This is a genomic window from Desulfovibrio sp. 7SRBS1, assembly GCF_049723905.1.
Taxonomy (GTDB): Bacteria; Desulfobacterota; Desulfovibrionia; order Desulfovibrionales; family Desulfovibrionaceae.
In genome coordinates this window covers 490,703-505,941 of record NZ_JBJKFD010000001.1, presented here as the reverse complement: position 1 = coordinate 505,941, position 15,239 = coordinate 490,703, and the positions used below count along the sequence as shown (strand labels likewise).

Annotated in this window: 14 protein-coding genes and 3 pseudogenes; all 17 read right to left on the bottom strand. The window is 55.8% G+C overall.

Annotated elements, in window-relative coordinates; translation table 11 throughout:
* Position 1: 1 nt before the first annotated feature.
* Positions 2–1,993, bottom strand: a complete 1,992-nt coding sequence (locus tag ACI0FJ_RS02495; RefSeq protein WP_424298513.1) for a B12-binding domain-containing radical SAM protein — start codon at positions 1,991–1,993, stop codon at positions 2–4.
* Between the two features lie 45 nt (positions 1,994–2,038).
* The gene (locus ACI0FJ_RS02490; RefSeq protein ID WP_424298510.1) at positions 2,039–3,121 is read right to left on the bottom strand and encodes a radical SAM/SPASM domain-containing protein; all 1,083 of its coding nucleotides are present in this window, start codon (positions 3,119–3,121) and stop codon (positions 2,039–2,041) included.
* A 143-nt stretch (positions 3,122–3,264) separates the two neighbouring features.
* Positions 3,265–3,369, bottom strand: a pseudogene (locus ACI0FJ_RS02485) (HAD family hydrolase); the annotation flags it as partial.
* On the bottom strand, positions 3,366–3,875 hold the full coding sequence (locus ACI0FJ_RS02480) for a 2-hydroxyacid dehydrogenase (protein ID WP_424298507.1): 510 nt from the start codon (positions 3,873–3,875) through the stop codon (positions 3,366–3,368). The gene ACI0FJ_RS02480 and the pseudogene ACI0FJ_RS02485, both read right to left, overlap by 4 nt.
* 56 nt (positions 3,876–3,931) lie before the next feature.
* Positions 3,932–4,297, bottom strand: a pseudogene (locus tag ACI0FJ_RS02475) (phosphoglycerate dehydrogenase); the annotation flags it as partial.
* Positions 4,298–4,301: 4 nt separating this feature from the next.
* Positions 4,302–6,128, bottom strand: coding sequence for a hypothetical protein (locus ACI0FJ_RS02470; RefSeq protein WP_424298504.1), 1,827 nt, complete (start codon positions 6,126–6,128; stop codon positions 4,302–4,304).
* Between the two features lie 6 nt (positions 6,129–6,134).
* A pseudogene (locus ACI0FJ_RS02465) lies at positions 6,135–6,317 on the bottom strand (DegT/DnrJ/EryC1/StrS family aminotransferase); the annotation flags it as partial.
* Between the two features lie 88 nt (positions 6,318–6,405).
* On the bottom strand, positions 6,406–7,071 hold the full coding sequence (locus tag ACI0FJ_RS02460) for a hypothetical protein (RefSeq protein WP_424298501.1): 666 nt from the start codon (positions 7,069–7,071) through the stop codon (positions 6,406–6,408).
* The gene (locus ACI0FJ_RS02455; RefSeq protein WP_424298498.1) at positions 7,065–8,144 is read right to left on the bottom strand and encodes a class I SAM-dependent methyltransferase; all 1,080 of its coding nucleotides are present in this window, start codon (positions 8,142–8,144) and stop codon (positions 7,065–7,067) included. The genes ACI0FJ_RS02460 and ACI0FJ_RS02455 overlap by 7 nt, the downstream gene beginning before the upstream one ends.
* An 8-nt stretch (positions 8,145–8,152) precedes the next feature.
* A complete protein-coding gene (locus ACI0FJ_RS02450) occupies positions 8,153–8,827 on the bottom strand; it encodes a cytidylyltransferase domain-containing protein (RefSeq protein ID WP_424298496.1) in 675 nt (224 codons plus the stop codon).
* Between the two features lie 10 nt (positions 8,828–8,837).
* Positions 8,838–9,665, bottom strand: coding sequence for a hypothetical protein (locus ACI0FJ_RS02445; RefSeq protein ID WP_424298493.1), 828 nt, complete (start codon positions 9,663–9,665; stop codon positions 8,838–8,840).
* A gap of 79 nt (positions 9,666–9,744) precedes the next feature.
* On the bottom strand, positions 9,745–10,917 hold the full coding sequence (locus ACI0FJ_RS02440) for a glycosyltransferase family 4 protein (protein ID WP_424298490.1): 1,173 nt from the start codon (positions 10,915–10,917) through the stop codon (positions 9,745–9,747).
* On the bottom strand, positions 10,914–11,900 hold the full coding sequence (locus tag ACI0FJ_RS02435; RefSeq protein ID WP_424298487.1) for a glycosyltransferase: 987 nt from the start codon (positions 11,898–11,900) through the stop codon (positions 10,914–10,916). The genes ACI0FJ_RS02440 and ACI0FJ_RS02435 overlap by 4 nt, the downstream gene beginning before the upstream one ends.
* A complete protein-coding gene (locus ACI0FJ_RS02430) occupies positions 11,900–12,739 on the bottom strand; it encodes a class I SAM-dependent methyltransferase (RefSeq protein WP_424298484.1) in 840 nt (279 codons plus the stop codon). Before ACI0FJ_RS02430 ends, ACI0FJ_RS02435 begins: the two co-directional genes overlap by 1 nt.
* Positions 12,732–13,634, bottom strand: a complete 903-nt coding sequence (locus tag ACI0FJ_RS02425) for an SDR family oxidoreductase (RefSeq protein ID WP_424298481.1) — start codon at positions 13,632–13,634, stop codon at positions 12,732–12,734. Before ACI0FJ_RS02425 ends, ACI0FJ_RS02430 begins: the two co-directional genes overlap by 8 nt.
* Positions 13,631–14,443, bottom strand: coding sequence for a hypothetical protein (locus ACI0FJ_RS02420; protein ID WP_424298478.1), 813 nt, complete (start codon positions 14,441–14,443; stop codon positions 13,631–13,633). The genes ACI0FJ_RS02425 and ACI0FJ_RS02420 overlap by 4 nt, the downstream gene beginning before the upstream one ends.
* A 4-nt stretch (positions 14,444–14,447) precedes the next feature.
* A complete protein-coding gene (locus ACI0FJ_RS02415; RefSeq protein ID WP_424298475.1) occupies positions 14,448–15,239 on the bottom strand; it encodes a class I SAM-dependent methyltransferase in 792 nt (263 codons plus the stop codon).

The window sequence follows — 15,239 nt, the reverse complement described above, 5'->3', positions numbered from 1 at the left end:
ATTAGTCCTTCCAGCTACATTTTCGCAGAAGCTGCTTAAAATTACCGACCTTGGCCACAGTGCGGGCCAATCCTCTGGTGTCGCAGCCGTACTGGTTAAAACAGAATGTTCTCAACCGCACCTGCGCTTCGTCGAAATACAGCACCGCTGTGCGCGGTGAATCCAGCCTGAACTCGGCAAGCGGCCGTTCTTCCTGATCCATCCATGCGGTGAAATCATACTCCAAGGCCTGTTCAATACTAGTTTCGGAGTCAGGGGCAAAAACGCCTTCAGCACGGGCGAGGGTGAAATCATGTAGCTCATTCAGCCCTCCCGTCGACGGACATACACCCGTGAGCTGGTCGAAGAGGTAGGTGGTGGCTTCACGCAGATGCAGGGCGACCACTTCGCTATAGTTGGAGAAAATCACGTTTCGTCCGTATTCGCCGGAGATCAGTTTCTTGAGGTTGCCTCCCTGGAAGAATTCGAACATGGATTCCTGGGTCTCGAAAAGCTCGTCGTGGGTCTCTTTCTTGAAGGCTTCAAACGCGTTGATGAGCGCGGACGGCGCCGTGCCTATGTTGTCAAAAGCACTCCGGAGGAATTCGAAGCGATTCACGCCCTGTTCGTCGATGATCCGCCATACTTCCGAGAAAATCTTATGGTTGTAGTAGACCTCCAGGAAGAAGGCCATGCTGCGTATCTGCAGATAGTCATTAAAACTGAGGGTGTTGGTGGCCACGCCCACGGCTTCGCTTTCCACAATGGCCTCGCCTTCGTACTCCCCGTAGCAGTTGGTGTAGGGGCGAAAACAGCGCATGTAGGAGAATTGGTCGATATAGGAATCGGACGTGTAGTCGGTGCCTTCATTGAGCTGAAGCGTGTAGTTGATGATCCGGTCGACTTTGGAGTCCATGAGGAACTCCACGCCGTCCATGTAGCTTTCATAGGTTTCCTTGGGCAGGGGCTGGATCAGCTCCGAAGTGACCAGATTGTCCTTGTTATGCACATCCCGGCAGAGCTCCATGTACATTTCCGCCTTGATATTCTTGCGCCTGATTTCTTCCAGCACTTCGGGATTGTGGCTCTGGATGGACATCTTGAGGCTGATGCAGTCCTTGAGGATGTTGGTTACCCTGCTGACCTTCTCGATCCGCTCCTTGCCGGTTTCGATGTAGATGGACGAGGGCCAGTCGTAGAGCTCCTGGCACTTTTTGATCTCCAGCGCGATTTCCACGTCGCGGTCGAACATGCCGAAGTCCATGTCGGTGATTATGAGATAGGAGACCCCGGTTCCCTGCGTTTTCTTCCCAATATAGTGCAGTTCCGCTTTGACCCGCTCCAGGTCGAAGAAAGACATCCGAGTGTAGTATTCATACCCGGCGTTGCAGTAGTTGCAGCTGAACGGACAGCCCCGGGCGGTCTCGATGATGGGAATCAGCTTGCCGTCAAAGAACTTGTCGAGCATGCCATTGAGATAGGGAGAAGGAACGGCTTCCAGGTCCTTCATCCGGGGGAACGGCTCGCCCGCCACGAGTTCGCCCTCATGCAGATAGGCCACGCCCTGCAGAACGCGTCCGTCCTTGTGTGAGTCCCGGTTCTCCATGATGTGGCGAATCAAGTTGTCGAAGGCGAGCTCGCCTTCGTTGAGGTTGTAGTAATCCGTGTGGGGCCGTGCTTCGAGGAAGCGCTGCTGCTCGTTTCTGCGCAAGGGAAAATTGGGGCCGCCCTTGACCGTGATCAGGTCGGGATAGAGGGCTTTGGCCTTGCGGCAGACGAATTCGTTGAGCCTGTCGTTCCATACATAGTTGGAAAAAGTCAGGATGTCCGGTTGCTCTCGCTTCAGGGTGCCCAGGAGGTCTTCCGGGTACTTAAAGAGTTCGATATCAAGAGCGTCGCCGTGGGCCTGCTTGGCATAGGCGGCGATCAGCCCCGGAGCCAGCGGCATGTTGTCGTTGGCAATATCGCGTCCCGTGTGGGTCAGGTCTGCCATGAACATTTTGAGAGGTGCCATGTGGTGTCCTTTTATGAAACAGGCTTTGAATGGAGCGGTCCGCCGCTATTTGCCGACTTCATTGGTACGTCCTTTGAGCTTGGTGAGCTTCACCGTCCTGCCGTCGATAGAGACCTCGGAATCATCCGTCTCCTCGCGGGGCATGTAGCAATTCTTGCAGGAGGAATACTCGTTCACCGCGTTGTGGCGCAGATGACATTCGCGGAAGCTGGTCATCACGTCACCGGTCCAGACTTCACGCAGGGAGTGGTCGGCCATGTTACAAATGGAGTAGTCGGCGAACTCGTCGTTGAAGCAAAGCAGGACACCGCCATCGGAGCCGATGGTGAGCCGCTGCCAGGGGACCGAGCACTGGAAGTTCTCGATGTAGGTAATCTTGTTCTGCTCGCCATCTTTGAACAGGTAGTCCATGAGCGGGTTACAGGCCACGAGGTCCACATAGGGCCTGAAGGTTTCGTAGTACTCCTGCGGGTCGTCCATAATGGCGGGCCAGACGGTCTGGACCTTGACGGCGGGTTTCATGCTGCGGTGCTTTTTCTTAATGGCCGAGAAGTGCCTGATCTTCTCCATGAACTCGTCGAATTTGGCGGGCTTGCGGATGGACTCATAGGTCTCGCCCAGGCCGTCGGCGCTGATGGTCAGCCAGTCAAAGCCCATGAGGACGAGCTCCTCGAACATGTCGGGCGTCATGGACAGAGCGTTGGTCAGGCTGGATACCTCGCAGATTCCCCGCTCCTTGGCGTACCGGGCGGCCTCCACGAAATCGGGATGAATGGTGGGCTCGCCCCGGAGGCTCAGGCGCAGGGAGAAAACACCGTTGTCCGCGCAGTCGTCGATGATCTTTTTCCAGAAATCGCGCTCCATGAACCCTGTCTTGACCTGCTTCTTGAAACGGTCGGTCTGGGTGTAGCACATGGGGCAGCGCATGTTGCACCGGGAAGAAAGCTCCAGGTCCACATGTTCGGGATAGGGATGGACAGTGTTGGTCCGGGCACTGTGGTGCCAGCGGTACCGGTTGAGCAGGTACCGGAAGAAATGCCCCTTGCCCCGCATGTAGTGGAACTTCCAGTTGTCCAGCGGGGTGGAAAAGTTGACCTGATCCTGGTTCACTTTGCTGATGAAACTCATTATTTTCACCTTGTGGCTTCGCCGCCTTCACGAGACTGATGAAACCGCTGTTTCAATTCGGCCATGGTTTCTTCGGAGAAGTACTCGTTTTTCCGTATGCCCCCGGCAAGGGCGGTCAGGCACTCCTCGGCAACGGCCTATTCGCCGTAGGGGACAAAAACATGCTTGAATGCCCTGGTCTTGATATCCACGGATTCAAGAATGACGCCGTCGCAGTCAAAGACAAGGCACCTGATGGGGGCTGTCATTGTAACTCCTCCAGAGCGACAAGGAAATTCTTGACGGAATCCAGCTCCATGATGGCACGGCCTTCCATGGTATAGGAGGAGGCGTGCGGTGTGAGGACGACGTTTTCCATATCGAGCAGCGGCCCGGAGTATGGTTCATCCCTATAAACATCCAGCCCGGCTCCGCCAAGATGGCCGCTTTGGAGTAACTCAACCAAGGCTTTTTCATCCAACAGTTCGCCCCGGGAGCAGTTGATGACTATGGTCCCGGGTGAAAGGATTGCCAGCTCCTCCCTCCCAAGGACTGTGGAGCAGTCGCATTGGCCGGAGCAGTGCAGGGTCACAATCTCCGCCCATTGCAACAACTCCTTGAATGGCATGAACTCATATGGGAAATCCATCTCCGGCACGATCGGATCAAAGAACCCGACCTCGCATCCCATGGCGCTGAGTATGCCTGCCACCCGCTCGCCGACACGTCCCAGGCCAAGCACGGCGACCTTCTTGCCGCTGAGCTGTCGTCCCATGCGTTTTTTCCAGACACCGGAGCGAGGTCGCGGTCCATGACGTTGATCCGCCGCAGAACATTGAAGATGAGCCCCACTGCCATTTCTGCTGTGGCCTGTGTCGGGCCGAAGGGAGTGTTGACAACGATGATGCCAAGCTCCGTGGCCGCATCCTGGTCCACTCCGTCCATGCCCACGCCGCAACGGGAGATGACCTTGAGTTCGGGCAGGGATTTCATGGCCTCGCGGGAGATGGTCTCAGTGCCCACCACCACGCCGATGCAGCCTGCAAAAACTTCCGTGACCTCCTCAGGGGAGAGCTTTCGCTCGTACAGGTTGAGGCGCACCTCGTATCCTGCTTCTTCAAGCAGGCGGATGGGTGTCCTGTCGTACACGCCAAATGAGGATGGCGTTAAAGCGATTGTCTGTTTGGCCCTAATCATCAAATCAACCTCCATCTCTTCCGAAGCCATTGACGACACAGGGCATGCCGAATTGCTCTTGAGCGGTTTTACCTGCCATGGCAGTCAGAAATTTCATTGTCTTCTCAAGCGGGTCCGTCCCTTGCCGATAGCCATATGCGTTGACGAAATCTCTGTTTTCGAGCCGTGTCATGTCCCATGAGGAGGCATCGGGAAAAGTTGCAATCCGCTCGGCAAATTCTTCAGGCGAGCGACACAGTTCTGCCCGTTTTTCCAAAAGATCCAGCGCGTGGCCGTCAAACTGAAAGAAGTTCTCGGTAGCCAGCGCAAGTATGGGCTTGGTGGTCAGGCAGAGCTGCAGGATGCCGGTTCCCAGTGTGTCAACGACGTAAGCCTTCGCAGCATCCAATACCTCTGTCAGCGGTGTATCTACGACTCGGCAGTTCCCTGCGTTCAGATCTACCAGCCATGCTCTCAAGGGGCTTTTCACGTATTCTGCGGGATGCACCTTGATGATGTTGGTTCCCTGTTTTTGGGCCAGGGTTCGAAGTATCCGCTGCTGAAATTCCCAATACCAGAAGTCAGTGTATTGGTGAGAAAAGAAACTGGTATCCGAGCCGAAAGTGGTGTTGATGTACATGACATCTGCGTCGGAATTTATTTCTCCGGGGGAAGCGGCATCGAGCTGGTGGAGCTTAATTGAGCCCACGGCATAAGGGCGGGCCAGATTGTCGTTTTCGGTTATGCCGTTATCATATTCCCAGGAGTTGAAGTGGCGGTCCACTTCCGGGCCATAGGTCAGCAGAGTATCGGCTCCCAGCCTCCATATGTAATCGAGAATCGGGTTCTCCTGCACACCGCTTCCCCCATGCTGAAAAACTGCCGAGGGCAGGCCTCCGGCTCTGGCGGATTCCAGCGTGGATGAAGCCATGCTGCTCACCAGCATCACGCCCGGCGTGTAGACTCTGAAGATATTGGTGTTGTGGGCTATCGCGATCTGTCTGGGCATGTGGATATAAGCGAAATAGGCCAACATTGGCTCTAGGACTTCATAGCAGGCATCTCCGCCCTTTATAAGTATCTCATCGCTTACAAGCCTGTGGAACAGCTCCCTGGACCTGTCGAGAGAGTGTTGGAATGGAACTGAGGCCAACACTCTGTCCAGCAGTACAACGCTGCCTCCGGTTTCCTTCTCCCATACGTCCGCAACGGGGCCCACCTCATAACTATGTTCATCAATGACAAGCCATGGTCCACTCCCCTTTACTGCGGAACGAGCTGTTGATGCAACCTGAACAGGAGGCTGCATTCGGGGGGCTGATTCCCCCCACACGGTTGTGGTCAGCCCGAGTTCCCGGGCGATATTGGGAGACAGTGCTGTGGTCAGGCCCATCACGTACGGAATGCTGCTCATGGCCGGAGCCAGTGACGGTGTGTTGATCTGGACAACGTGGTCTGCCCGGCAGTGCTTCAGAACTGCCTTCACCTGCCTCGAACGAATGAGCATGGAAGCAAAGGCCCTCATCACGAAATACATCATGGACAGGCTGGAGATCCGTTCCATCGGGCCGTCGTATTCAAGAATCTCTGCTGAAAGTTGGTCCACACGTTCGCAGAAACTGCGTGCTTTGGCATACTGCCCAGCACAAACCCGTCGTGCAGAATCGTCGTCAAAGAGAGCATTCAGAACCATGTGGCGGCGAGTGCCCTTTTCAAGCAGGTACATTGCCATGGGGCTTGACGCCACCGCAAGGATATCCTCATCCCGGTCCTTTTGTTCCAGAATGGAGAGCTGCTCCTCTGTCTCGATAAAGGCGACAGGGGTGGTGTGGCTGCGATACACTTCGCTCACTTTCTGCTACCTCCGGCAGTATTCTGCCAGATGGAGAACGGTTTCGGCTGCTTTTCTAATCCGGGCCTCTCCCAGTGCCGGAGAGAGAGGCAGGCAGAGGACTCGATCAAAAACGGCATCGGCCACTGGGTAGTCTTCAGGTGAGACATCCTCTCGCGAGCCGTACAGCGACATATGGTGCAGCGGAGTAAAAAGACACTGGTATACATCTGATCGAACTCTCCCACCAACTGGTGGTCCTTGAAGACGTAGTCATGGTAATCCGTAGAAATTATTTTCATCGGTTGACTCCGGGCGCGCACGGTAAGTCGCGTATTTCTCTGGGCAGCTTGAACACGGGCAGCCGGTAGGACATGGGGCAGTGCTCGTTGATCCCGTTGACCATGACACTGTTGAAAAGCGTTTTGTCGTTATATTTGTTTTGCACGAAAAGAGGCGAGCTCATGCCGTAGACGGCATGGTCGATAATGCTCAGCACGATACCGTTTTTACCATGAGACCGGTTCTTGTAAATTGCATCACGGTAAGCTTCGTCAACAAACATGCGTCCTCCTTCATGGAGATAATACAGCGAGGAGTCCGTGCAAAAATGGACTTCAGCCTCCAGGCGGGGTTGTACCACAGTGGAAAACGCAGGGTGTTCATTGTGGTCAATAATCCGTGAGGTGACGTGGACATGCTCTCTGTCACTGTCCACTGCATCCCTAATGGCCACCAGCCGGTCTTGGGTTACATAGCTGTACTGGGGGTTAATCACGTAAAAATCGCTGGTGTCGACGAGGTTTCGCCACTCCTTCTCTGTCATATAACGTTGGACCTTCAGCCGGATACGGACAGGCAGGGCATAGCCGATCTGTTCGAGCTGCTTATCGAGTTCGGTGCGGTAAAAATGGACGCGGAGCCGTTCCTCAATCTCCCGGTCGTTGGTGAACGTGGTCACCATGGCGTCGGGCAGGGTTGCATCGATGATCTGCGCGAGGTGATCAAAGATGTCGATGCCGGGAAGTCTTGATTTGAGGGCCCATTCATCCCGTTCCGTGAAGATCGCCGCATTGATAATAACGTGTTGCATGGTATCTCTCTCTTGAACTTGCTATGCGGTTTTTTCGAGCACCACGAAGTTGTATCCGCCCTCCTCAGGACCGCGCTCAAATTCATTGTGAGCTGCTCCAGCACAAAGGGGAGGCAGGTCTCGCACCATTCCGCCTTGATCTCCTGACGGGTTTCCGGGGCAAGAGCTTGGGCCATCTTGATCAGGTGGGGAGAAAGAGGGCGCAGTCCGATATCCCATATACGCAGGGTCTGTTCCGCCAGATAACGTTCCGCCTTGATCACTTTGAGACCGGTTTCGCGTTGGGCGAGTTTTTCCTGAAATTCACCAAGGGAGAGATGCCACATCATGCTATCCGCCCTGCCCCTGTTGAGACGTTTCCAGAGCGGGGATTCGTCAACATAGGAGCGGCAATGGGCATAGAACGAAGGATTGGGAAAAACGGTGACGATCTGTCCTTGGTCGGAAAGATGCTTGCCCGCTTCGTTCAAGACGGCAAACGGATCGGGAAGCCAGTAGAGAATATTGGAAAAAATGAGATCAAAGTGTCCCTCAATGTGCAGTTGGGAAGCGTCTGCGCAAATAAGGTTGTCCACAAAGTCGAGCTGCTTGGCCTGATCAAGGAGGTTCTGCTTGTGGTCAATGGCGGTGTGTACCATCTTAATTGGTGGCGTGGCGATGAAACTTCTGATGGTGAGCGACTTGTCACAGGTGTCGTAGATATCCGCATTGTCCCAGAATCCGTCCGTTTTAACATTGTAGAACCAGTCGTAGTCCGGGGTGAACCGGCCACCGAGAAGCATGAATGAATTGTATCCGTTCCCAATACCGATCTCCAGCGATTTGCCTTGCTGCCGGATGGCAGGAGCGATCAGTCGATAGGCCGCAGTATCACAGACCGCGTTTTCAGGGCGAAGCCAGTTCATAGCGAGATATTCCTGTACGATGTCCTTAAAATCAGTCATGGCGATCCTCATATCATTTGCGTACCGAAATCATAGAGACCTGCTGCCACCACATCCTGCATCAGGCTTAGGTCCTGCTCGGTATCGATATCAATAAGTTCGAATGGGTTCTTTATGAGAACAAAGCGGTCTCCGGCTTCGCGCCCCCGGGAAGAGGCCAGAAAGGTCCCGATGGGTTTGACAAAGGAACTTTCGGCAGCCCTATGATCCATGCTGATGGGGTGCGTCTCGCCTTTCTGCGTGATTTGCATTTCCAGCATGCGGATATCCATGTGGTGACAGGTGGTAAGTCCTGCCCGCCAGTCCAACTCGTCCACGTATCCCTGTATGGTCTGGAGATTGCGGAACGGGGAAGTGACGTACATCTCGATCAGTTTGTTGATGGCCACGCCCTGTGCGGTGAAGTAATCCTTCACCATTTCGTGTGCGCCCTGCATGCTCGCCGTGCTTGTGGCCAGCTCTTTGGGGCGCAGGAACGGGGTCTCCGCGCCGAACTCGCGGGCAATGGCAGCGTAGTGCTCGCTATCGGTGTTGACGATGACGTGGTCAATCCCTTTCAGCCGCTTGGCCAGGAGGATGGTGTAGGCCATCAGCGGCAGGCCGCAGACATCAACGATGTTCTTGTCCTTGATGCGCTGCGAACCCGACCGGGCCGGTATCTGAATGACGTTGAGCATTTCCATTACACTGCCTCTAATCCGTCTTTGCGGAATACATGTCTTCCACGGGCGTGATTCCGTTTCGTCCCGCAAAGACTTTCAACGATGTGTCCTTGAGAACCTCGGCAGGCATCTGCTGGATGATGGCGGTGTAGATTCCCATGTTGAATGGAACCACCCGCTGGGCTGACGATTTGGCTCCGGCCTTGGCCAGATTGATGGGCTGGTGCTCGATGTGCAGGATCGAGTTCTCCACCGGGTTGATCAGGCGGCGTTCCCATCCCGCCTCGCCGGACCGGGCCACCAGCCAGGAGTCACTACCGCTGGCAGGGAGCACAAAAGGCGGCACCGGGTTGAAAATGTTGCGGCCATCCTCGGCATAGAAGGCGAAGAGATCCAGAGCGGTCCATGCCTCGGGACGGGCCTTCTCCATGGCTCGAGCATATTCGGCGTCGGAGTCGAACACGCCTTCGAAGTCCCAGTTGTGGCGGGGAATGGAATAGAGAGTGTTGCGCTGGGCATGGTTCTGCAACCATTCCAGCAGGCCGGGGCCCAGGATGATGTCGCCGTTGATGTACACGAACAGATCGGTATCGCATTCAGCCAAGAGAGAGGAGAACATGCCCCCAAAACTGCACAGGGGCTTGTCAAACAGCCAGGATTCGAAATAAGTGCCCACATGGTATTCATAGCCGTTGCGCTCGGCGAACTCTATGGTCTCTTGCTCGTTGGGCCAGCATACCAGCCGTACCTTTACACCCGACGCACTCTGGCGCGCGATGGCGTTGAGCACCGTTATGTTCTTGTCTGTCCATTCCCCTCCAAAGGGCCGGGTGACGACGTTGACTGTGATGCTGGGCATGGTTTTCTTCATGTTTGTTAACCGAGTGAACAATTTTTTTTGCGTCTAAGAGTCGGCAAAAAGCCGACGGCCATTTAAACTACTGCAAAACAGATGCCACTATTTCGGAAAATCGTGTCTGCAAGTCTGCTTCGGTCCATCTGCTGCTCCGCTTGAGGCCAGCTTCGGACAGCCGCTCACGGAGAGAAGCGTCGTCCCATAGGGTACGCAGGCAGTGGCCCAAAGCCTCGACGGATCGGGGGTTAAAGTAAACAGCAGCGTCGCCCAGCTGCTCGCGGGCGGCGTAGATGTCGGAGACGGCCACCGGGCAGCCCGCCTGCATGGCTTCCAGGGGAGGAATATTGGTCGGACCGAAGAAAGTGGGCATCACAAGGGCGTCTGCCAGCCGGTATAATTTGCCGACATCGCTCTCTTCCACATAGCCCACGAAGTGGACGCGTTTGCCGACATCCTGCTTGTGGGCCAACTCTACCAGCTCTTGATACTGCCGGTCCTTAAATCCGGAAAAGACCAAATGCACGTCGGGGTGGCTTTCGGAGATCAAGCTCAAGGCGCGGATCAGTCTGGCGTGGTTCTTGTGCTCCCAGAACTGGCCTGGATAATAGAAGAAACGTTCGGGCAGGGAGAGTCTTTCGCGAAGACCATTGGCATCCTCAGTTCCCACGATTCCAGCCGGAGGAATAAAAGGCAGCGGGTGCACCTTGGCAGGTGAAACACCGTACGACTCCACCACCTGCTCCCTGCCCAATTCGGAGTCCACCAAGATGCCCGTGGCGTTTTGGCACAACGGGCCAAAGTGATTCTCCCGCCGTTCGTATTCGCCATTTTCGGAGACTTCCGGAAATTCGGGTTCGTAGCGGTGCATGAGGTCAAGGATCACACCAAGGGTCCTCGTCCGCATCTGATAGGTAAACACATCCACGGACGGGAACACCCACAGGTCGCAATCGAGGCTGTGCAATCCTTTCACAACAGGATGGAACAGCCGCCACAGCAACGGTGCCTTGTTCAATGGAACACCGTATTGACGCCAAACCTTGTCAAAAAGCCGTCCCGTGCCTCCCATGGCAAAGCGGTGGGTCTCGGCACCGCCCTGGGCAACGATTGCCTCCCAATCGTCATAGAGATAGACCACAACCGGTTCGTACCGGTTACGGTCCAGAGACAACACTGCATTAAGAATGGCTTCGTTGTATTGAAAGGTGCCACCCCAATTCTTTTGTGCGCCGAGAAAAACTCCTACGCGCTTCATTTCGCGCCCCCTCCGGCTTCGCCTTTCATCCAGTCCTCACGGGCGGCAAATTCCCTGAAATTCGTGTCAGTGACCAGCTTGAGATAGTATGCGCTCTCCCGAAAATAACTCGCAGACCTGAATCGATTGTCGTAATACGCATGCGACTCCGCCTCCGCACGCCACGAGAGCCAGTACCGGTAGACCCCCTTCCATGCCTTTTCCGCCGCCAAGGTGAGCAACCCCGTGGCTTCCGGTTTCTTTTCCTGAAAAATCATGTGGGCCACGCATGCCCCTTCGGCCTCCATTCGAGACAACATGTATTCGAAAGTCAGTCGTTTCTGGGGGACTTCGTGGTGTACCAATGCCGCAGGCACATACATGACTTTGCCCAGTCCACGGGAGAAAATTTTGCGCTGAAGGCCGGCTTCTCCGTCACCAATGATCCGCCCCTTGATCAGGTCGGGGTTGTAGCCACCGGCCTTGAACAGGATGTCGCGCCGGACTGCGATGTTGCAGCCCACGAGGCATTCGCCCTGAACGGGGCGCGTCTCTTTTCCGGGCGAGAACAGGGTCAGGAAGACGTAAAACGGCTCCATCCATGTCGGCGGCTGGCCGAACCACAGCGGCTCCACCCTGCCACCTGCAGCAGCCACTGCGGGATCGTCGAACGCATCCACCAACGTTTGAAGCCAATTCACGTCCGCCCTGGCGTCGTCTTCGATAACAGCTACGATCTCGCCCCGGGCCTCAATGGTGCCGGTGTTCTTGGCATAGTGCAGGCCTGCCCGCTCCTCCCGGATGACGCGGAAGTCATACGGTTTGTCATGGGCCTGTTCATACCGCCGGAGGATATCCACACTATCATCGTTGGAACTGTCCACGACCAGTACTTCATACGACTGCGACGGGAGAGATTGCGTCTCCAGGCTTTTGAGGGTGTGGAGGATAGCTCCTCCACGGTTGAAGGTCGGGATGACAACGGAGATCAGTGGAGAGGCCATTACGCGTCTCCTTTGGGGACAAGGACGCAGCCCCAATTGAAGTTCTCGGTGCATTGGTGGCAGACGAATCCCGCTTCGGCGAAGAAAGCCCCGTACTCCTCCAGAGTGAAGAAATGGTCTCCCATGACCGGGTCGTCAGGTGGATTGAGTTCCTCGAAGTTCGGCAGCCACTCCGCCTTGGGGTAGACCTTGCCTGTGATGGACTCCTGGACTCCTTTAGGCAATCGTGAGCAGAGAGCTTGTGCGGCTTGCGTGAGATACACTCCAAGTGACGGCCGGGTCGCGGCATATTCACCGAACATGAGGACGCAGCCGCTCGGCTTGAGGATGCGTTTTACCTGCTCAAGCAGCTCCTGGGGGCGTTTGGCGTGGTGAAAACTCGTGGAAAGCAGTACGAAATCCAGTGAACAGTCAGGCAGGCGTATGTCGTAAAACGAACCGAGGCAGAGCTCTGCCTGGGCTGTTCCGACTCCGTACTGCTCCAGAACGGCCGGGCCGAGCTTAAGCAGGCGGTGCTGTGAAAATTCGATGCAGTGGACCTTTCCGGCTCCGGCGGAGATCAGGTGGGGAACAGCCCACAGGACCCCGGCGGCTACGTCGGCTCCGGTGCCGCGCACTGGTCTGCCGAGCTCTCCGGCCTTGGCTATGCAGCGCTGCAGCGCTCCCAGAGTTCCGGTCCGTTTCAGATAATCCTCCATACGGGAGAAATCGCCGTCCAGAACCCACCAGTCCTTGTCTTGTTCAGCCTGTTCGTCATTCCAGTATGCGCTGTACTCAATCTGCTTCAGCTCATGTTCTTCGAGCCAGACCTGAACAGGATAGCCTTGTGTCTCACTCATCAGTTGCTCCTGATTCCTTCAAGATCCCCAGCCCGGTCTTCAGGTCGTGAAAAATGAGATCGAGCTGTTCCGCTGACCGGGAAGCATCCAGTGAGGAGTTCGTGGCGATAAGTTTCTGGGCATCCTGCCGCTTCCCCTTGATGACGAGACCGGCCGGATAGTCAAATGCTTCGGCAACGGCACAGGCCATGCCATATCGGGTGATGGCAGTGCTGCCCGCCACATGGAAGATGCCGCAATGCCCTTCAAGGGCGATGCGGCCCAATGCCTGGGCCAGATCGTCAATGAGCGTCGGAGTGAAAATGGAATCGTCAAAGGCGTCCACCACCCCGCCCCGGGCCAGGGTCTGGCACAGCCATGTATAGAACTGCCCGCCGCCCCTGCCGTACACCGCACTGGTTCGCACCACGGCGGCTGCGGGATGGGCGGCCATGACGGCCTGCTCCGCGCAGAGCTTGGTCCTGCCGTATTCGGTCATTGGGGAAGTCGTATCCTCCTCCCTGAACCCTCCGGCTATGCAGTCAAAAACATAATCGGAGGAAACAAAGACAAATCCACTTCCCACGGCGTGCGCGGATTGAGCCAGACACTCAGGTGCCCGGCAGTTGATGCGCATGGCTTCGTCTGGTTGTTCTTCGCAAAAGCCCAGATTCTTGGTGCCTGCCACATCGATAACACAATGGGGCGCAACGGACCGAACCAGTTTTTCCACGCCAGGTTCATCCAGAAGATCCTGCTCGATCGCCATGACACCGGGCAGTGAGGTCGACACCGATCCGCCGGGGCGCAGGGTGATAACAACATCATGGTCTGGCGCCAGAGATCGGGCGAGATTGTGACCGATGTATCCGCCACCTCCGGCAATGAGGACAGTCAGCTGTCTGGGGACGGTCATGCCGATCGCCTCCCTTGGGGAAACAGGGAATCGAATTCCACGGTCGGGAGCTGGGCGAGATTGCCCCCCTGGCCCGCATTGTACACCGTGCAGCCCTGCTTCGAAAAAGCGTCGGCCACGGCATATACATTGGCCACCAGGGTTTCGATCATGTTGCCGTTATCGTGCATGGTGCGGTATTCCTTGATACGAAAAAGATGTCTATCGTCTTCAGCAGGGTCGTATGCGTACTTTATGGAGGAAAAGCTGTCTTGCGTGACAGGTTTGTCTGTCCAGTTGTAATCGCACCCCAGCAGATAGATTTCGTTGAATCCCATGTATCGGGCCAGAGGCAGGCAGAAATCAGCGATGACGGTCCTGCCCCAGCGGACGAATTCGTGCACTTGAGCATGGACTCCATGCTCGAGGACAGAGGTGTCCTCGTACTCCAGATAGAGATAGCGGATATCAAGTCCGGCAAATTCGGGTGTGGCGTTCACCACGGCTTCGGCCTCGGATTCAAGGAAAAATGTGGTTTGCGTCAGGCTGGGCATGGCCTCCAGCAGGCTGGGCACGAATCCTCTGCCTCCTTGCCAGTGGGTGTAGTCGGACATGCAGTAGTATGTGGGCGAGAACGTTTTTGCCGCCTCGGTTTTGATAAACAGATTGGTGACAAGTGTATACTCACCGGCGAGCATGGTCGCGTCCACCTGACAGAGAGAGGGCCCATTTCCCAAAACAAAACACCGCTCCCCCTTGTGGATGTCCCGAAAGACGCGAATGGAATCCCCGTGCTTCTTACCATATGCATCTTTGCCCGGCCTGCTCATGGTGTTACCTCGTCCCGCCCGGCTTGATGGCGGTAACCCCCATGAACCAGCCGGAGCGGTCTGGTCCGAACGCCCTGACCAGCCATTCGTACCCCGGCACTTTGCGGTCATAGCAGGTGATATATTTCTGCACGCTTTGTACCTCCGCTCCCATGCGGGTGAACATGGCGGTCATTTCTTCGCCGGTGTACGCCTTGGTTCCCTGGCTTTCCATGTGATTGTCCAGCACCCAAGCGAGGCTCTTCCATGGCTTCCCTTTGGAGAGCGCCATCTGGTACCAGCGGTAATAAGCGACCAGGGAATGGCGGTTGTAGACCATGACCTTGATAGTGCCGCCTGGTTTGGTCACGCGCACCAGTTCGGAGAGGGCCTTTTCCGTATCCGGAGTGTGGTGGATCACACCCCAGGAGTAGGCAAGGTCAAAGGAGTTGTCGGCAAAGGGCAGCTCCTCGCAGTTGGCGACGCGCAGATCGTTTGCCTCAAGGTTGTACTGCTTGAGGCGGATTTCAGCGTGCTCGATACCGGCAGGGGTCAGGTCCACTCCGGTGGCAATTGCTCCGGACCGGACCCATTGCAAAAAATCCGTGCCCGCGCCCACACCAACTTCAAGCACCTCCTTGCCGTGGAATCGGGAAAATTGGGCAAAGGCGTGAATTTCAGGCTCATTGATGTATTTGTATGCTTCGATTTCCTCGAAGTAACCGCGGGACAAAGGCGCACTGCTCGCGTGGGTGGAGCAACACACGGTCTCGTTCCAGTAATCGTACACCTGCTTGTAAGCTGTCTTATCGTTCAT